Here is an 18,359-nt window from a genome sequence, read left to right on the forward strand (position 1 = left end):
CTGACGCCGGGGGACAAGATGTTCGGTCGGCTGTCGTACGATCTCGTCAAGACGCTGTTCAAGGCAGCCTTCGCCATCTTGCCACTCGTCATTTGGTATCCCGCCTGGCGCTATGCCCACACGCTGTGGGGCGACGCCTTGCTCGAATGGTATCGGACTGGTCTGTCGCCGGCATCAGTAATCTACAGACTTGGTTACGCGGCATGGCCATCGATCGCGCTGCTCGGACCGGCCATCACAATGGCGGCGGCTCTCCTGATGCGCCGATCCGGTATGGTGCTGCCCCTCACTGCCATCGCCGGCGTGTTGGGCATGGCCGCCGCAACGGTTTTCACTGTCTGGCCGGAAGCGACACGACTGCTCGGCAACCGGCCAGCCCATGCCTGGTCCGCCATTTTGAACGCAGCGGACACGACCATCTTCTATGCCGGGGTTGTCGGCTTTCTCGCGACCACGGCCGGCGTCAGGGTGCTGATGGGAAAATCGCTGCACGCCCAAAGCGTCAAGCCGGTTGAGCGTGCCTCCTCTGATATCTTTGGCCACGCCGACTGGATGGACATTCGCGAGTCACAAAACCTGTTCGGCGGTTCGGCCAAGTCGCCAGCCAATCCGCGTGGCGGCGTCGTCATCGGCGAAGCCTACCGCGTCGATCAGGATGCGCCGGCCCGGCGCGGACAAAAGTTTGATCCGCGCGATCCAAAAACATGGGGCAAGGGTGGCAGGTCGCCTTTACTCACCTTTGATCTCTCCTGGGGCGGCACCCACGGCCTCGTCTTCGCCGGTTCGGGCGCCTACAAAACCGTCTCCGTCTGCGTGCCGACACTGCTCACCTGGCGCGGGTCGATTGTCACCCTCGATCCCTCCTCCGAGCTGGCGCCGATGCTGACGGGCGCACGCACGGCGATGGGCCGGCGTGTCATCTCAATCGACCCGATGAAGGGGACCGGAGCCTTCAATGCGCTCGACTGGCTGGCAAAAGATTCGCCCCTCTTCGACGGCGACATCCGCTCGGTTGTCGACTGGATCTGCGGCGAGAAACACACCGCCACCCGTGATGCGCCGCACGGCACCTCCGGCAAAGCCTTCTTCGAGGGCCGCGGCAAGGCCATCGTCGAGACCCTGCTTTCCGACATCGTCTTCGACAAAAATCTGTCCGACGACAAACGCAATCTCGTCACTCTGGCGCAACGGCTCGCCTTGCCGGAGGCAAAAATGCGGGACGAGCTAGCCCGCATTTTTGAACACTCCTCCTCGCATCGCGCCCGCCATCTCGCCGGCCAATTGATGGGACTGGTGGCCGAGACGTTCTCCGGTGTTTACGGCAATATGAGCGAGCAGACCGAATGGCTCGCCAATCCCGCCTACGCAAAACTGCTGTCGGGCAACAGTTTTCGCACTGCTGATCTCGTTTCCGGCAAGCTTGACCTCTTTATCAACATCCCGATGAAGGTGCTGGAATCGACGCCAGCGCTCGCTCGTGTCGTTGTCGGATCCTTGCTCAATGCCGTCTATGAGGCCGACGGCGTCTCGCCAGGCGGACGCGTCGTCTTCCTGCTCGATGAGGTCGCCCGTCTTGGCTACATGACCTCACTCGCCCGCGTCCGCGATGCCGGTCGCAAATACGGCATCACGCTGGTCATGCTTTATCAGTCCGAAGGCCAGCTGCGCGAACAATGGGGCGATGGCGGCAAGAGCGCCTGGTTCGAAAGCGCTTCCTGGCGATCATACGCCGCGATCAGCTCGCTCGACCAGGCTCGCGCTGTCTCCGAAGCGCTGGGCGAACATGGCGTCGTGCTGAGCTCCGAGACAAAAAACCGCGGCAAGAGCGCAAAGCCGCTCGAGATCGGCACCGCCTCGACCGGCGCCTCCGAGCAGAGATCGGAACGCGGCCGGCGGTTAGCTACCGTCTCCGAGATCCTCGCCGATGCCCGGGCGGACGAGCAGTTCGTTTTCGTCCAGGGCAGACAACCGCTGCGCTGCGGCCGCGCGATCTATTTTCGCCGGCCCGAAATGGTCGCACGCGTCGAGCGCAACCGTTTCGCGCCCCAAAGCCAGTCGGGTTGAGCAAGAGATGCAGCGCGATCTGATCCCGATCATCCTTGGCCTTGCCGTTCTGATCGTCGTGCTTGCGCTGCTGGAAGCCTATTCCGGCGTTATCCTCCTCATCGCGATGACCGTCATGGGCTGGCGGCTGGCGCATGCCGACAAATATGGCCTGCCGGCATCGCGGAAATTTTTGCAGGGGAACGATCAGCGAGACGTTGAAACCAAATCCGCTCTTCCCATCCGGACGTCAAAACATCGGCCGCTCGATGAGGTGCTGGCCGAACTCGACGCCATGACCGGATGGCGCTCCGTCAAGGCGGAGGTCAGGAAACTGGTAGCCGTGTTGCAAGCCGAGCAGGAACGTCGGCGCCACGGCATCAACGCCGCCCCCCCAAGCCTGCATCTGATTTTCCTCGGCAATCCAGGGACCGGGAAAACCACGGCGGCGCGTCTCATGGGCGAGATTCTTTTCGCACTTGGCCTCCTCAGATCCGGCCATGTCGTCGAGGCCGATCGCAGCCAGCTCGTCGCCGGCTATGTCGGCCAGACCGCGATTCTGACACGGCAAGCCGTCGAGGCAGCGCTCGATGGCGTGCTGTTCATCGATGAGGCCTACGCGCTGGCGCCGGAGGGACAAAAAAACGATTTTGGCCGCGAGGCGATCGACACGCTGCTGAAGCTGATGGAGGACCATCGGGATCGATTGTGTGTCATCGCCGCCGGCTACACTGGCGAAATGCGCCGCTTCCTGGATTCAAATCCCGGCCTGCGCTCCCGATACACCAGGACAATCATATTCGAGGACTATTCGGCTGAAGAGCTGGCGGGGATTTTTCGTAACCTCGCCGACCGCGAAGGCTTTGTGCTCGACGCCGCGGCCGAGGACCAGGCCAACCTTGCCTGCGTCCGCATGGAGGCGGAAGGTGGAGACCATTTTGGCAATGCCCGCGCAATCCGCACGCTTTGGGAAGGCACGCGCGAGGCGCAGGCCATGCGCCTCGCGCGTGAGGGTGTCGGAAATGCCGGTCGCGACGCCATCATGACCATAGGGCCCGAAGACATTGAGACGGCGATGGCGACATACGAGCGGCAGGGGTCAATCACATGACGGCTGAAACGCTCTTCTCATCTGTGCGAGCCACACTTCTACGCTGGCTCAAACTTGTTCCCGCCCTGTTCCGGCGCGATCTGCTGTTCCGCTATGCCACGATCGCCGCTGTCCTGGCTTTGATCTTTCGGGCTGTCAGTATCGGTCAGGATGTCGCCGGCCAGCGCGACGATCGTCCCACAGACGCTGGAAAGAACGCCAGCACCCCGCCGACGGATCAGGATAATTTCGAACAGGGCAATGCGTCTTCGGCCGCGGGGTCGCAGACGACGGAACCGCCCGCACCTGGATCAACCTTGGAGCCGGCGCACGAGAAAACGCCTGCTGTCGCTCCAGGCCGGCCGCTACAAGGGATAGAAGTGGCGCCAGCGCCGCACGACAATTTTGGAACCGTGCCGATGGAAGGATCATCACCATGATGCAAAGAAAAAGTGTGGGCGGGCTGGCGCTCGGGATTGGGATCGCAGCATTGAGTTTCGTTGAGGGCCCCGGCTTCGCACTGGCGCAAGACCGGCAGCCAGAAACCCAGAAGCAGTTGGACCGCATCGAGCAGAAACTCGATTCGCTGATCGAGCATCTCGGCATCACCGGACAGGGCGGTGCGTCGGCAAAGAGCAACGACAGCATGCCCGCCACCGGCAACGATGACGCGAAGAAGCAGGCTTCCTCCGAAGGGGGTGCAAGCCAAGGTTACCAGCGGGGCGCGCTCGCCATCGCCCGCGCCGCGCCGGCCAAAAAAGACAATCTTCCAGATATCCCTGCCGACAGCGTCGGCAGCTTTGTCTATATCGGCGGCGCCATTCCCCTCAGTGAACCGTCGCGCAACGGTGTGCTCTACACCGGCCTCACCTCAGTCGAACTCCAGGGCTGGCTGAAGATTGCAGAGCCCGGCCGCACGCAGCTCGCCGTGGAATACCGCGCCACCACCGGATCCAACGTCTTTGTCAATGCCGGCTGCATTGCCTCGCTCTGGCTTGAAGACCGCTCGATTGGCTCCCAGCACGGCGAAATCCCGATGCCCGCCAGGGAGCAAAAAAGCGTCTCCTTCATCTTTGGCGCCGATCTCCAGCCGGGTCTCTACAAGCTTCGCGCCTGGCTGGCCTGCACCGAGCCGCGCGACCTCCGTGCTCTCAACGCTCAACTGCTCATCAAGACGCCTGGCGATATGAACCTGCGCATGATCGACAGCGGCGAATTGCTGCACCAGGGGTCGTAAAAGGTCATGCCGAGAACCTGCTCAGGTGATCGCCGCCTCCAGGAGTTACCGGAAAACATTTTGGCCTTGCTGTTGCCCCTCCTCGAGGTGCTGCGATTTCGGTCGGTACAATCTACTGCCGCGCCCGTCGTCGCCGTCGACGGGCCGAATGAATCCGTCCATGATCGGCGGCGGCGAGTGCTGCACCTGGGCGCTAATTCAAAGCGTCGTCCACTCTCTCCGTGACGCCCGTCCGTTTCGCTGTCGACCGGCCGCACTGAGGCTGATAGACATTGGTCTCCAGCCACTCTGCATGAGAAAAGCCCGGCGGCCGGGCGCTCCGGCGCCGGGGGTTTGGGGCACGTTCGCCCAGTCGGGCTCATTGAGGCGGCGCCCGATCAGCCACAGCCGCCTTGTCTCCGATGAGTTTCGCCGCGAGATCCGCCGGCAGCGGCATGAGATCGTAGCCGTGTAAGATGGTTGCATGGCGAAGATCCTCAAGCGCTTCGAACGCGCGATCGCGGGTGCCAAGCCAAAGACCGGGCTCGTCGGTTTCATCGTGCGGGAACGCGTGCAGGAAGTAGGTCCGAAGCGGTGGGTCGTAGCCGATGACGGCGTCTGGATCCGAGCGGACCTGTCCGGTGACGGTGCCACTGACGGTGATGGTGTAGCGGCTCATTGCAACCTCCTTTTGCCGATGGGGAAGCCGGCCCCTTGCGGAGCCGGCCACCGATGCCTCACTGGGGGTTGTTCCAGAGGATGACCTTCTTGTTCTCCTCGCCGCCCGGGGCGGGTGCGAGGTTGCCGAAGATGACGCCGATCTCCGGGGCTTCCAGCTTGACCGAGAGGTATTCCTCGCCCGAACGCTGGGAGGTGCGGTGCCAGCCGGCTCCGATCTCGAAGCCCGTGCGCTTGTTGACGATCCGGTAGTCGGGCGCGTCCTCGCGAGACTTGTTGGTGTTCGGGATCAGGGTGATCGGGGCGTTGACCCGGAGCGTGGCAAAGACGCCTTCCATCGAGCCGTCGGACTTGGTGGTGAGGTTTGCGATCGTGGTGGCCATGGTAGTTCTCCTTCGGTTGCATCGGGACCATTCCCGATGGCGCCAAAGGAGAGGGCCGTCCTGCTGCGGTCATCTCGGCGAAAATTCTGGAAAATTCTATTTGCCTAGAAATAACGGGCAGGCCCTTCGCCTGTCCGCAGACAAAAACAGAAATCGAATTTTCCTGAATATTCGCCGAGTGTACCCCCAACGGGGGTTGACCGCACAAAGCAGGCGGTCGTCTACAAAGGCGACATGAAACGGGAATGGCCCCGGATGGGACCGAAGGAAAAGAACTCAGGCCGCCATCAATAGACTAGACCGCCGACGCAACGCTGCCGGATCGCAGGAACATGCTGCAGCCTCTCGGGTCATGTCGTCGGCATCGCCAACACGTCGAACAGCAGCATGGCGCGTGAACCGCCTTGCGCGTTCGGTATGGCGGCACAGCGGTTTCAAGATCGGAGCCGGCTGGCAGCGAACTTCACGCCCCACGGTGGCGGTGCCTAGCAACCAGGTTGGATGACCAAGCAAGCAGGATGTTGTTCGGCACGCTTGCACCTGCTTCAGAGGCGAGAAGCGTCAGGAGGATCATCCTGCACAACGCCGGCTCTGCGCGTGGGCCGGTTTCGAAAGGGCCGGCTCATGCCGTTCATAGAAGTGGAGGTGGCGGCGCGGGGCCGGATCAAGCATATCGGAGGTCGGCCCCCCGGGCTGTCGGCGGAACCGCGCGTACATCATCCCGGCAATGCCAGACGCTCGTCCGGCATCATGCGGGCTTCGGCTTGGCGGCGAATGTCCGGACCGGCATGGCGGAGCATGGCGCACCAGTCTTGCACATTGTACGTGGTCGCCATGCTGCCCCTGGCCAGATCGTAAATGACGCACGGCTTGTTCGCGATGGCGAGCCGAAGCACGTTGACGGCCGTGCCGGGTGATGCGCCGTCCCAGACCATCATGCCAAAGTCGGCGCGCCGTGCCATCTCCCGGTCCTTGGCAGCGTGGAACCCGTGAGCGCCTTCAAGAGACGGGACATGGTAGGCAGCCCAGTCGCCCAGATTGTTGTGGGGTTCCTTGCCGGCATGGGAGATCCCGACATGCTCGTAGCCGTAGCCAGCGAGCAGGCCCTGCGCCTCGGCATCGGCTCCGGGCGCGTCGCCAATCAGCACGCCGTGCTCGGCAGCAACGATTGCGCCGATGCGAGCAATGGCAGGTTCCGGCAGCTCGAATATCTCGCGTGATCCGCCTATGAATATTATCGACATGGTGACTTTCCCTTCTCTCCAGCGTCCCCCGCCCCGCGCCGGCCGCCCTCTCCCTCTGGCCCTGCGCGAGGGATCGTCGCCCGAAGGCCGAGGCGGCGAAGCCGGCTCGGGGAACGGCGGGACGCCGCGACTGGAGCCCGGCTGGCCGCAGGCCGGCGCGCCCGGACCCTGCCGCTGCCGGAGGCGTTACGCGCGTGGAGCTAGTGACCTTTGTCGGCCAGCCAGAGGCTCACGTCCTGGATCGAGCGCATGAGCACCGACGGATTGTCCCGCGCGGGAATGAAGCCCCAGCTCTGCCAGTTGCGCTCGGCCTCGGCGTCTATCGCCCGCACCACCACCGCGCGGCCGCCGACGATGTCGGCGCTGGCGACACAGCGATGCAGCGCGTCCTTGACCAGGCCGCTGCCGACGCTTTGCCCGGCATGGCGGTGGCTGACGGCGAGTTGTCCGATCAGCAGGCAGGGGATCGGATCGGGCGGGCGTCCGGTGCGGAAAGCGCGGTGCGCTGTTTGGCTGGATCACGCCCGGCGCGAGGCCGTAATAGCCGACGACTGTTCCCTCGTGGTGAATGACCAGGACGCGGGTAAACCCGCGGGCCTGGTTCGTTCGCGCGAAGCCGGCCATCCAAGCGTTGAGCGCCGACTTGCCGCAATTGAAGCTGTCGAGGCGGTGCGCGTCATCGAGGAGTTCGATGCCTGAAAGCGCCACTAGCGGTTCCCGAACGGGGGCCGACGCAGCCGCTCGGTCGCCTTCGGCGGGGGCGCAGCGGCCGGGGCTGAGATCGCCTGCATGAAGGCGTCATAGGCTTCCGGGGACACGCGGATGACGGTTTCGTTGAGGATGGCCGCCTGCGCCTCGTGGAGTGCTGCGCGCCGCATGAACTCCGTGCGCGACAGGCCGAGCAGCTGCGCGCCGCGGTCGATGATGGTGAGATCATCGCTGCGAAACCGCATCGAGACGGATATCTTCCTATTTGCGGCGGCAGCCATGGTGCGTTCCTGTGCTGGAATGGGTATACGTCGGTGCAATGGGGCATGACACCGGATTTGCGTAACGAACATTCCTGCTCCTGCGACCGGCGTACAGGCATGCGGAAACGGCGGACTGATCCGATCCGAGGTATGCTCCCTGCCGCGAAAACAGAACATTCAATCCAGACGGCTGACGCGGCGGCCCTCGCTGCGCGCTTCGATAAAGGCGCCTGCGATCTTCATCATGAATGCCTTGCTGAAACGACCGAGGGGCTTACCGTCGGATTCGATGTACCAGGAGCGTTCGGCAATATCGTAGTTGTATTCGTCAACCACGATCCAGCAGCGTTTGAGATCGGTCAGACCGGCGCGGCGGCACTCGATAGCGGAGACTTCCAAACCGACCCGATCGCCGGGCGGTGGCTGGGTGGTTATCGCCAGGAGCGCGAGATGGGTCAGGCCATCTCTTGCGCCGCCGACAGCGATGACCACGCAGGTCGGCCGGCTCTTGCGGCCTTCCGTTTCGCCGCGCTCGTGTTGCCATGCCCAAAGATACGGGTAGGAAATCACCTGACCAGGCAGAAATCTACCGCTCATCATCGTATCCCTCCCCGCGCGCTAGTCGGTCGATCTCGGCGGCGAAGAGTTCCGTGTGTTCCTCCGGCATCTCGGAGACATGGTATGCGCGGCGGGGATCACTGCCGATGCGCATCCGTTCGTAGTGCTCGTAGCTCATCAGCACGAACCGGGGTTTGCGGTGCTTGGTGAGAATAACGGGTTCGCGGCTGGCAACGTCGGTGACGTCGCCAACCTGCTTGTTGAGATCCCCTGTCGTGAACTGACGCATGGCTGTACTCCTTGTCGATCTCCATATTATCCAGATTTTCTTGATTTGCAAGAAAACGGCGCTCACGCGCCTCCCTCCGCGAACCACCAGACGGGGATGCCGAGCCGACGGGCCTTGTCGGCAAGGTTGTCGGTGATGCCGGAGCCGGGAAAGACGATCAGGCCGTAGGGCACCACGGAGAGAAGCTGGTCGTTGCGGCGGAACGGAGCCGCCTTGGCGTGCCGGTTCCAGTCCGGCTTGAAGGCGATCTGGGTGACCTTGCGGCTCTCGGCCCAGCAGGCGGCGATGCGCTCGGCGCCGCGCGGGCTGCCGCCGTGGAGCAGCACCATGTCGGGATGCTTCTCGCGGGCCTTGTCGAGCGCCTCCCAGATCCGGTCGTGATCGTTGCAGTCGAGGCCGCCGGCGAAGGCGATCTTGGTGCCGGCCGGGACGAGCACCTCGGATTCGGCGTGGCGGCGGGCGGCGAGGAAGTCTCTGGAGTCGATCACCGACGCGGTCATCGCCTGATGAGAGACCTTGGAGCCGGTGCGCGGCCGCCATGCCGATCCGGTTTGTGCTTCGTAGAGGTCGGCGGCCTCATCGCGCATGATTTCGAGCACGTTGCGGCGCTCGATATAGGTGATGCCCTCGGAGGTGAGCCGTTCCAGCTCGACGGACTTCACCTCCGAGCCGTCCTGCTCCTGCTGGCTCGAACGCTGGGCCTCCTCGTTACGATCGAGGCTGCGGGCGACGCGCTCGGCGGCGCGGTGGAAGACGTTTGCGAAGGACCAGAGCAGGTCGTCGAGATCGGGTTCGAGCCTGGTGTCGCCAAGCATGCCGGCGAAGCTCTCGACGATCCCGGCGAGGCCGGCCCGGATCACCTCGTCGTCGGGAAGTGGCCGAGGATCAGGTTCGTCCTGATGCGGGCGATGGCCGTACATCTGCAGTTCGAGGATGACGCGGTCGGTCGGCGAGGAGGCGTGGTAAGGCTCGTAGCCGTCGTCGAAGGGAAGCTCGTAGGTCATGGCGTGTCTCCGTCGGTTGCGGCCGCGCCCATCGCGGCCTGACAGCGCATACCGGCCGCGCCCCGGGGCGCGGCCGCACCGAAGGCCGAAGCGAAGCGGAGGACGGCGCAGCCGTTGCGGCCGTGACCCGGGGGTGGCAGGGATCGCCTCTCGGGCAGGCCGCGGGCGCAGCCTCTCCGGCGGACCGCCGCCATGCCTGCAGGCTATCCGGCGACGCCGTGCCGGCCCGCCTGCCAGCCCGACCCGTTCATCCGGGCGACAGGAAGAGACGGGCATCATCCGGGACGAGCTGATCGCTGAGCCATGCCGCGAGATGGGCCGGGCCGGAATGGCGCAGATCGTCGTTGAAATCGCCGAGCTGCGGCCGCAACACCAGGGCGAGGATCCCGGCCTCGCCTGCGCGTTGGCTGAGGCGTTCGATGCCGTGCCGGCCGGCAGCGTCGGCATCGGCTGCGATGTAGAGGCGGCGGCAGCCAAGCGGAAGCCTCAGGCCGGCGAGGTGATTGGCCGAGGTGGCGGCCGCCACAGGCAGCGCCGGTATCACCACCTTAAGCGAAGCCATCGTCTCGAAGCCCTCGCCGGCCGCCATGACCGGGACGGGCATGCCGGGCTCATGGCCTAGCCAGATGCCGTTGCCAAGGAGATCCCCCAGCGAGCGGCGTGGATCCGCGAGTTGCGCCTTGCCGTGACCCGAAGGATCAAGCCAAGTCCGTTGCAGGCCGGTGATACGCCCGTCGAGGTTGGTGACAGCAGCAATCAGCGCAGGCAGGGTCTGCGTCTCGCCCGTTACGAGATTCCTATGGTAGCAGCCGGGATGGAAGCGCAGCGCGCGCTCGTGCGTCGAAAGCAGAATGCCGCGGCCGGCAAGATAGCGTTCGGCCAGCGTGCCGGCGATCGGCTGGGACATGGCGAACAGACGACGCGCAGCCTCAGGGGAGCCGCGTTTCGCGGCTGGCTGGCACTGCGCGCCAAGGGGCTGAGGCTGGGGCTGGGGCGGTGGCAGCGGCATGGAGAGGAAGCGACGTGCTTCATCCGCGATGTCACGGAAGTCGACGAGGCCGCAACTTTCACGGATGACATCGAGCAGATCGCCAAATTCAGACGTCGCCTCGTCGACCCACCTACCCGCCGGGCCCTTGGCGTTTGCCCTCAGCCGCACATGCATGGAACGGCCGCGCGTGTTGTGGACATCGCCGACCATCCAGTAATTGCCGGAGCGATGGCCGTTGGAGAGATATTCCCGGCACACCGCCTCGGCGTGTTCGCCAAGGCGGCGTGCCAGCTCGGAGGCCGAGCCGGTCATGATCGCCTCCCCTCAAGTCGCCGAGGTACGGTCGGTGACACCAACCAGCGTATGGCGGTCGAGGAGCGCGGCGAGGATGGCGGACCCTTGCGCGGTCGTCGGGATGAACAGCCGGAGCTTCCAGGCGATGATCTCGGAGATCAGTCCCAGCGCCTTCAGCCGAGGGACCATCGCGTCGGTGAAGCCGACCAATTCGACACGGTAGTCGTTCATGATCCGACTGCGGCGCAGGATCAGGCCATCGGCGAGTTGCAGTCCAATCCGTCCGTCGGCGAGCCCGGTCCAGGCATCTTCCGGCGCCAGCCTCGGCACATCGTCGAGACCCAGATTGCGGAACATGGTGGCGACCAGCGTCGGCGCGATGTGGCGGCCGATGATGCGCTCCCCGGCATCGGTCTGGATTCGATAGACTCGACAGTCGCCGTCCGGCAGCCGACGCCAGATCGGCAACAGCAGACCCGTCACGATGTGAAAGGTGCTGGTGGTGAACTCCGGGACGGCGGCGACTTCCGAGTCCCACAGCTCGCAGAAGAGTTTTCGGTCGGTCGGCTGCCAATGGGTTTCGGCAAGTGCGTCGAGGCCGAAGCGCAGCTCGTCGGTCGGCCGCAGCAGGCGCGCGCGATGCTCGACGGTTCCGTCGTCGAGCATCAGGCTCGCCGTCGGCAGCCGGATCGCCGCGCGGCTCGACCGTGTGTTCACCAACAGAACCGATTGGGGCTCCGCCCGGACGATGGCCAGCGCGTCGACGAGGCCGAGCGGCCGGATACGGTCCTTGCGCGCGACGGTGAGCACATGTGACTGCGCGCCGGAGACTGGATGGGTATAGACGGTCCTACGATCGGTGACGACGATGCTCTCCGCCGTGATCGTCTCCAGACCCTTGTCATAATTGCCGGCGGCTATGGCGCCTTCTATTCTTCCCGCCATCAACTGCTCGAACACCTCGAACAGCAGGTTCTGGGTCTCGATGCGCAGCGCCAGCAGGCGATTGAGCCAGGTCGTGATCGGCGGCAGCTCGTCGCGCAAACCACCTTCATCCGTCGTCAGCGACAGGCCGGTTACCGTCTCGAAGGTCGTGAGCGAGCAGCCGTCGATCTTGCCCTGGTGCAACAGAAGATAGAACTGGCGAAGGGCCGCACGGGCATAGGGGCTTTCGAGATTGTCCTCGGACCGGAACAGCCCTGCCCCGCCGGTCTGGCGCTGGCCGCGCGTGATCGCGCCAAGCGTGTCGAGCCGTCGCGCGATCGTCGACAGGAATCGCTTGCCAGCCTTCACGTTGGCGGCCATCGGCCGGAACAGCGGCGGTTGCTTCTGATTTGTGCGGTGGGTCCTTCCGAGACCCTGGATGGCGTTGTCGGCGCGCCAGCCGGCCTCGAGCAGATAGTGCTTGCGCAGCCTCTGGTTCCTGGCCCCGAGATCGGCGTGATAGGAGCGGCCTGTACCGCCGGCGTCGGAGAAGATCAGAACGCTCTTGTCGTCATCCATAAAACTCTGGGTCTCGGCCAGATTGGCCGAGCCAGGGCGGTTTTCCACGGCCAGCCGGTCGATGCCGTCGCGGCCGGTCTTCTCGACGATGCGGCGCGAGCGGCCGGTCACCTCGGCGACGGTGTCTGTGCCAAAATGATGGATGATCTGGTCGAGGGCGCTGCCGACCGGCGGCAGCGATGCGAGTTTTTCGATCATCTCGCCGCGCCGGCGAACCGCCTCGCGGCACTGGACCGGGTTGCCATCTTCGTCGTGGACAGGCCGCGAGTAGACGTTGCCCTCCGCGTCGGAATACTCCTCGAACAGTTGGGTCGGGAAGGAATGCATCAAGTACCCGCCGACATACTCGCGCGGCGTGATGTCGACATGCAGGTCCGACCATTCCTCGGTGGGGATCTCGGCAAGCCGTCGTTCCATCAGCGCCTCGCTGGTCGAGACGATCTGCACGACTGCCGCATGCCCGTCGGCGAGGTCCTGCTCGATCGCGCCGATCAGGGTCGGCGTCATCATCGAGGTGATCAAATGCGAGAAAAAGCGTTGCTTGGTACTTTCAAAGGCTGAGCGCGCCGCCGATTTGGCGTTGCGGTTCAGCGTGCCGGACTCACTGGTGATGTTGGTCGCCTCGAGTGCGGCGGTCAGGTTGTTGTGGATGACCTGGAAGGCGTCCGCATAGGCGTTGTAGATGCGGATCTGCTCCTCGGACAGCTCGTGCTCGAGGAGTTCATATTCGACCCCGTCATAAGAAAGCGAACGCGCCGCATAGAGGCCGAGCGACTTGAGATCGCGGGCGAGCACTTCCATCGCCGCGACACCGCCGTCCTCGATCGCGGCGACGAATTCGGCGCGGTTGGCGAATGGAAAATCCTCGCTGCCCCAAATGCCGAGACGCTGCGCATAGGCCAGGTTCTCGACGGCGGTCGCACCGGTCGCGGAGACGTAGACAACGCGGGCATCGGGCAGCGCGTGCTGCAGCCGCAGGCCCGCCCTGCCTTGTTGGGAGGGCGCGACGTCGCCACGCTCACTTTTGCCGCCAGCGGCATTGGCCATGGCGTGGGCCTCGTCAAAGACGATGACGCCATCGAAAGATTTTTTCGCCCCCGACGGGTTTTCTCCAATCCCTGTCTGGCTTTCTTTAATCCCCGTCTGGCTTTCGGGCCTCCCCGCCAAGTTTTCTCTGTTCCCCGTCGGGCCTTCGTCCCTCCTCGCCTCTTGGCCGACCCAGTCGAGTATCTGGGCGATCCGGGATTTCTTGCCCTCCCGCTCTTGCGAGCGCAGGGTTGCGTAGGTCGTGAACAGGATGCCCTCGGCAAGGCGGATCGGCGTGCCCTGCCGATAGCGCGAGAGTGGCTGCACGAGAAGTTTTTCCTGGCCGAGTGCTGCCCAATCGCGCTGGGCGTCTTCCAGCAATTTGTCCGACTTGGAAATCCAGATCGCACGGCGGCGGCCCTGTAGCCAATTGTCGAGGATGATGCCGGCGACCTGCCGTCCCTTGCCGCAGCCGGTTCCGTCACCCAAAAACCATCCGCGGCGGAAGCGGACCGCGTTCTCAGCACCTTCTGGCGCTGCGGAGACGACATCGCAGGTCTCGTCAACAGTCCAGGCGCCGGTGAGATGGCCGCAATGGGCTTCGCCGGCATAGATGACGCTTTCGAGTTGGGCGTCTGACAGCAGGCCCTCGTCGATGATCGCATCAGGAAGAAGCGGCCGATAGGAAGGCTTTGGCGGCGCGACGGCGGCCATTGCGGCCGACTGCACGAGCGACGTCGGATGCGGTTTCGCGCGGGGAATGTCAATCGACTGGAGCGCATAGGGTTCGTAGATCGTGTCGGTGAGCCGGCCGCCCTCCTCCGGCATCCAGTCGCGCAGCTCATAGGCGAGGGGGACAGCCGGCGTGCTGTTTGCCATGACCTGGCGGGCGGGCTTCGCCCGCGCAGTCGGGCGGACCGATTGGATGGCCTTCGGAGCAGCCGTTGAGGCACCGAGGGGTGCGGCTCTCGCTCCCGATTGGGCACCCATGTGCATGGCGGCATTGCGCACGATGCCGTTGGACAATGTACCGGTCGAGTTCGGAAAGCCGCCCGGTGTCCGGGGCGGCAGATCCGTGATCCAGGAGAGCAGCGTTTCGACATTCGTGGCCTTGCCCGGCGAGCCGGAGAAGCTGGTTGGGTCGTTAGCAGGAACTTTGTCGATGATGGTCAAGCGGGTCTCAGCCGTCGTCCCATGGCGGGCGTAGACACGGCCGTCGATCGCTGCGGTGAAGACGGTGGTGCCCTGCTGCTGCAACCGTTCGAAGGCCGGCCGCCATTTGGCGTTTTCGGGAGACAGCCCGGAGCCGGTGATGGCAACGAGGCGTCCGCCCGGACGCAGGCGTGCGAATGCGGAAGAGAGGTGCCGCCATGCGGCATCGGCGACATGGCCGTCGACATATGCGCCGACGCTGAAGGGTGGATTCATCAGCACGACGGACGGCTCCATGGCCGCGTCGAGATGATCGTCGATATGGGCGGCGTCGTGCCGCGAGACGGGAACGCGCGGGAACAGAAGGCCGAGGAGATCGGCGCGTGTCGCTGCAAGCTCGTTGAGAGCGATCGAGGCGCGCGCCATCTCGGCATGGACGGCGAGCAGACCGGTGCCGGCCGAGGGTTCGAGAACGAGGTCGCAAGATGCGATCGCCGCGGCGTGCGCCGTGACGAAGGCCAGCGGCAAGGGCGTGGAGAGCTGCTGCATGGCCTGGCTCTCGTCGGACCGTCGCGTATGAGTGGGAAGAAGTTCGGCGATGCGCTTCATCATCGCCAGCGTTGCCTGCGGCGTGGTGGACCGGGACAGAACCGCAGGGCCGAACCGGCGCAGAAACAGCACCTGGGCGATTTCGAGCGCCTCATAGGCGTCCTTCCAGACCCAGAACCCTTGCGCATCGCTGCCGCCAAAACTTGTCGTCATGGCGGTGCGCAGTGCGGCGGTGGTGACAGGCTCGCCCTGTTCGAGGAAAGGCAAAAGCAGCATTCCCGCCTGATGGATCGCCTGGGCGGTGTCGATGGCGTCTTGTGCCGGCGCCGCAAGGGAAGCGGCCGTACGTGCGACGGTTGAGGTGGTCGAAACAATGTTCATGGAGATGTCCTTCGCGAGATGGGAGTGGCGCCCGCGCCGGCACTCTCTCCGCGCCAGCCGGGCCGTACTCCTCTGGGCTCCCCTCTGCCTCTGGCGCCGATGCACCAAAGGGGTTGCACTCAGCACAAAGCCATGACTTGAATGCGCGGACAGGGATGCGGCGGCGACCTGGAGCTGCGGAGGTGATGCGACGGTTCAGAATTGGCAGTGCGGTCTACGAGGAGGGAGCGCCTGACCTGCAGGCGGCGCTGGCGAACGCCTATGCCCGCACCGAGCGTCCGCTATGCCTGTGCCGCGAGCCGAGCTGCCCGATGTACATCGCCCGCATCGGCGACCTTCATCTGATCAAGCGCATGCCGCTCAGCGGCGGCGGGCATGATCCGTCCTGCGATTCCTATGAATCACCTCACGAACTGTCCGGGCTGGGCGCGCTGATGGGCAGCGCGATACAGCTTGATCCGCAAAGCGGCATGGCGGCCCTCAAATTGGACTTCAGCCTGTCGAAGACAGGGAGCCGGGCAGCATCCGTGCCTGCGGGGCAAAGTTCCGCCAGCGCAACCGCCGATCCCAGGAGGATGTCGCTGCGTGGCCTCCTTCATTATCTCTGGCACGAGGCCGAATTGACGATCTGGACATCCCGATGGGCCGGCAAGCGACATTGGTGGAATGTCCGCTGGCATCTGCTCGAGGCTGCCGGGCAAATGACGGTGCGGGGCGACCCGCTCGCGAATATCCTGTTCGTGCCCGAGCCGTTTCGCGCCGAGAACAGGCAAGCGATCGAACATCGTCGCAATGCGGCTCTCGGCATGGCGCTCCCGCCGAAATCCGGCCCACGAAAGCTACTGGTTCTGGTTGGCGAGGTGAAAGAGATCGTTCCTGCCCGATCCGGTCAGAAACTTGTCATCAGACATTTGCCCGGCTTTCCCTTCATCATCGATGATGCATTGCATCGCCGCTTGCAGGCGCGTTTTGAGAAAGAATTGTCGCTGTGGGCAGCGGATTCCAGCTCACATCTCATGACGATCGCGACGTTCGGACTGAACCCGGCCGGCCTCGCCATTGTCGAGGAGATCGCGTTGATGGTGGTGTCCGAGAACTGGATTCCCTACGAGACGATCCTGGAGAAAAGGCTCGTCGATGGGCTGGCTCGTCTTCGCGAGAAGAGCGTGAAGGGATTGCGCTTTGACCTGCAACCCGACCAGCCGATCGCCAATGCGTTGCTTCAGAACAGGGACGAGCCGACAGCGCTCTTTGTCGTTCCGGCCGGAGCGGACGAGACCTTTGAAGCGTCGCTCGATGAAATGATCGCCGCGCGTCCGGAGATCGGCTCCTGGGTATGGCGGGTCGGCGAAAGCGATATGCCGCCGCTACCGCCTTGAATGTCGGCGGAATTTCCGTCGCTGCTTCAGTATGCCTTAGAGCGGTTCCTGATTTGACGGAATCGAAGGGGATTCCGGATCAGTCGGTTTTGTGATTCAAGATGCTGGCTGGAGTGGAGGCCAGCATCGGATGACGCGACCTCTTTCGGATGATCTTCGCGAACGTGTTGTAGCGGCGGTTTTGGGTGGCGAGAGCCGCCGGTCGGCCGCGAAACGGTTCGGCATTTCGGTTTCGGCGGCGGTGAAGTTGTTGCAGCGCCATCGGGCGACTGGCTCGGTTGCGCCTGGCAAGATGGGCGGACATCGCAAGAGGGTGCTGGAGCCGCACCGTGCCTTCATCGAGGCGCGTGTGCGTGAGACGCCGCATCTGACACTGCATGGTCTGAAGGATGAGTTGGCCGCACGCGGGGTCAAGGTCTCGCACAACGCGGTCTGGCTGTTCCTGCGCCGCGAGGGCCTGAGCTTCAAAAAAAACGCTGTTCGCCCTTGAGCAGGCGCGCGCTGATATTGCCCGCAGGCGTCAGCGATGGCGCTCTTGGCAGGCCGGCCTCGATCCGCAGCATCTGGTCTTCATCGACGAGACCTGGATCAAGACCAACATGGCTCCGCTGCGCGGTTGGGGGCCGAAGGGCGAGCGGCTGCGCGGCTTGGCCCCGCACGGCCACTGGCGCACGCTGACCTTCCTCGGCGCGCTGCGCTGCGATAGGCTCGCGGCACCTTGCGTCTTCGACGGGCCAATCAACGGCCAATGCTTCCGCGCCTATGTCGAGCAGCAGCTCATCACCGTGCTGAAACCCGGCGACATCGTCGTCATGGATATGTGTGGACGCCCCCGTCAGCGCAAGAAGAATCTTATATGAAGAATGAGGAGCGTGGTCGGGTGCTGACATGTGTCCGGCCTCTGATGCGGCGTTCCACATGCCGCGGGCCCGTATGGGAGTTCGCGGAGCGGGTCCAATTCAATCTCGCGTGCTCAAGGCACGTATCCATGATCTGGTTTTCCCGATCCCGTCTCGTTGACCGTTGCGCCATACTCTCCGTTTGACCTTCTCACACTTTCGAGGCCTTCCGGCCGAGCGGAACTAACCCGCCACCGCCGGAGCCCGATAGGTTCCGCCTTTCGCCATCAATGCCCAGACGATGCGTGCCGTCTTGTTGGCAAGCGCGACGATCACCAACATGGGCGGCTTACGGTCCAGCATGCGCATGAGCCATGGGTCCGCAGATTTCCCCTTCCGCATCGCCCAGCGCACGGCAGCGCTGGCCCCTATAATGAGCAGGCGGCGCAGAGTTCGTTCGCCCATGCGGGACGTCTCGCCAAGCTTCTGCTTCCCGCCCGTGGAACGCTGCAACGGAGTGAGCCCCAGCCAGGCCGCAAAATCACGCCCCCTTTTGAAGGTCTGAGCCGACGGAGCCAGAGCGGCGAGAGCAGTCGCGGTGATCGATCCTATCCCCGGGATAGTCATCAGTCGTTTCGATTCCGCGTCCTCCCTGGCGCGCCGGGCGATCTCGCGGTCGAGCACAGCCACCCTCTCATCCAGCGAGCGCAACTGTTCCACGAACAGACACAGGATCGGACGGGCGGCCTCTGGGATGGCGGAGCCATGA

16 protein-coding genes and 1 pseudogene are annotated in these 18,359 nt (G+C 64.2%); 7 read left to right on the forward strand and 10 right to left on the reverse strand.

All coding sequences use genetic code 11. The features are described from left to right. The first annotated feature begins 18 nt into the window (after positions 1-18). The 4 genes from NKI70_RS26665 to NKI70_RS26680 are packed head-to-tail and all read left to right on the forward strand — an operon-like array spanning position 19 to position 4,370. Positions 19-2,064 (forward strand): type IV secretory system conjugative DNA transfer family protein, encoded by a 2,046-nt coding sequence (locus NKI70_RS26665; RefSeq protein WP_352725376.1) that lies wholly within the window; start codon positions 19-21, stop codon positions 2,062-2,064. Positions 2,065-2,071: 7 nt separating this feature from the next. Continuing rightward, positions 2,072-3,154 (forward strand): AAA family ATPase, encoded by a 1,083-nt coding sequence (locus tag NKI70_RS26670; RefSeq protein WP_352725378.1) that lies wholly within the window; start codon positions 2,072-2,074, stop codon positions 3,152-3,154. Next, positions 3,151-3,573, forward strand: a complete 423-nt coding sequence (locus tag NKI70_RS26675; RefSeq protein ID WP_352693581.1) for a hypothetical protein — start codon at positions 3,151-3,153, stop codon at positions 3,571-3,573. Before NKI70_RS26670 ends, NKI70_RS26675 begins: the two co-directional genes overlap by 4 nt. Next, positions 3,570-4,370, forward strand: a complete 801-nt coding sequence (locus NKI70_RS26680) for a hypothetical protein (protein ID WP_352693583.1) — start codon at positions 3,570-3,572, stop codon at positions 4,368-4,370. The genes NKI70_RS26675 and NKI70_RS26680 overlap by 4 nt, the downstream gene beginning before the upstream one ends. Before the next feature lie 358 nt (positions 4,371-4,728). Here NKI70_RS26680 and NKI70_RS26685 read toward each other — a convergent pair whose 3' ends face one another. From NKI70_RS26685 to NKI70_RS26695, 3 genes are all read right to left on the reverse strand, one after another. Then, a complete protein-coding gene (locus NKI70_RS26685) occupies positions 4,729-5,028 on the reverse strand; it encodes a hypothetical protein (protein WP_352693585.1) in 300 nt (99 codons plus the stop codon). Between the two features lie 58 nt (positions 5,029-5,086). Beyond that, positions 5,087-5,410 (reverse strand): DUF736 domain-containing protein, encoded by a 324-nt coding sequence (locus tag NKI70_RS26690; RefSeq protein WP_352693587.1) that lies wholly within the window; start codon positions 5,408-5,410, stop codon positions 5,087-5,089. Between the two features lie 716 nt (positions 5,411-6,126). Further along, positions 6,127-6,654 (reverse strand): hypothetical protein, encoded by a 528-nt coding sequence (locus tag NKI70_RS26695; RefSeq protein ID WP_352693589.1) that lies wholly within the window; start codon positions 6,652-6,654, stop codon positions 6,127-6,129. A 249-nt stretch (positions 6,655-6,903) separates the two neighbouring features. Here NKI70_RS26695 and NKI70_RS26700 point away from each other — a divergent pair, with 249 nt between their 5' ends. Beyond that, positions 6,904-7,353: a hypothetical protein gene (locus NKI70_RS26700; RefSeq protein WP_352693591.1), complete on the forward strand. Its 450-nt coding sequence runs from the start codon at positions 6,904-6,906 to the stop codon at positions 7,351-7,353. Between the two features lie 8 nt (positions 7,354-7,361). Here the strand turns inward: NKI70_RS26700 and NKI70_RS26705 are convergent, their stop codons facing one another. The 6 genes from NKI70_RS26705 to NKI70_RS26730 all read right to left on the reverse strand — a co-directional run bounded on the left by NKI70_RS26705 (position 7,362) and on the right by NKI70_RS26730 (position 15,372). Continuing rightward, the gene (locus NKI70_RS26705) at positions 7,362-7,643 is read right to left on the reverse strand and encodes a type II toxin-antitoxin system TacA family antitoxin (protein WP_352693593.1); all 282 of its coding nucleotides are present in this window, start codon (positions 7,641-7,643) and stop codon (positions 7,362-7,364) included. A 159-nt stretch (positions 7,644-7,802) separates the two neighbouring features. Next, the gene (locus NKI70_RS26710) at positions 7,803-8,222 is read right to left on the reverse strand and encodes a hypothetical protein (RefSeq protein ID WP_352518116.1); all 420 of its coding nucleotides are present in this window, start codon (positions 8,220-8,222) and stop codon (positions 7,803-7,805) included. Beyond that, positions 8,212-8,472 (reverse strand): type II toxin-antitoxin system prevent-host-death family antitoxin, encoded by a 261-nt coding sequence (locus NKI70_RS26715; protein ID WP_352518109.1) that lies wholly within the window; start codon positions 8,470-8,472, stop codon positions 8,212-8,214. Before NKI70_RS26715 ends, NKI70_RS26710 begins: the two co-directional genes overlap by 11 nt. Positions 8,473-8,534: 62 nt before the next feature. Further along, positions 8,535-9,476, reverse strand: coding sequence for a DUF2493 domain-containing protein (locus NKI70_RS26720; protein WP_352693596.1), 942 nt, complete (start codon positions 9,474-9,476; stop codon positions 8,535-8,537). A 247-nt stretch (positions 9,477-9,723) separates the two neighbouring features. Then, the gene (locus tag NKI70_RS26725) at positions 9,724-10,779 is read right to left on the reverse strand and encodes a DUF7146 domain-containing protein (protein ID WP_352725379.1); all 1,056 of its coding nucleotides are present in this window, start codon (positions 10,777-10,779) and stop codon (positions 9,724-9,726) included. Between the two features lie 12 nt (positions 10,780-10,791). Next, entirely contained in the window at positions 10,792-15,372 is a 4,581-nt protein-coding gene (locus NKI70_RS26730; RefSeq protein WP_352725380.1) for a strawberry notch-like NTP hydrolase domain-containing protein, read from the reverse strand. Positions 15,373-15,557: 185 nt separating this feature from the next. Between NKI70_RS26730 and NKI70_RS26735 the strand changes: the two genes are divergently transcribed. Both NKI70_RS26735 and NKI70_RS26740 read left to right on the forward strand, forming a co-directional pair. Then, positions 15,558-16,751, forward strand: coding sequence for a DUF1173 domain-containing protein (locus tag NKI70_RS26735; RefSeq protein WP_352694563.1), 1,194 nt, complete (start codon positions 15,558-15,560; stop codon positions 16,749-16,751). 130 nt (positions 16,752-16,881) lie between these two features. Next, positions 16,882-17,578, forward strand: a pseudogene (locus tag NKI70_RS26740) (IS630 family transposase); the annotation flags it as partial. A 255-nt stretch (positions 17,579-17,833) separates the two neighbouring features. Here NKI70_RS26740 and NKI70_RS26745 read toward each other — a convergent pair. Then, positions 17,834-18,359: IS110 family RNA-guided transposase (locus NKI70_RS26745; RefSeq protein ID WP_352578003.1), on the reverse strand; the 526-nt coding region annotated here is incomplete at its 5' end.

The sequence above is a fragment of the Mesorhizobium sp. M0500 genome, from assembly GCF_040321165.1.
Classification (GTDB): Bacteria; Pseudomonadota; Alphaproteobacteria; order Rhizobiales; family Rhizobiaceae; genus Mesorhizobium.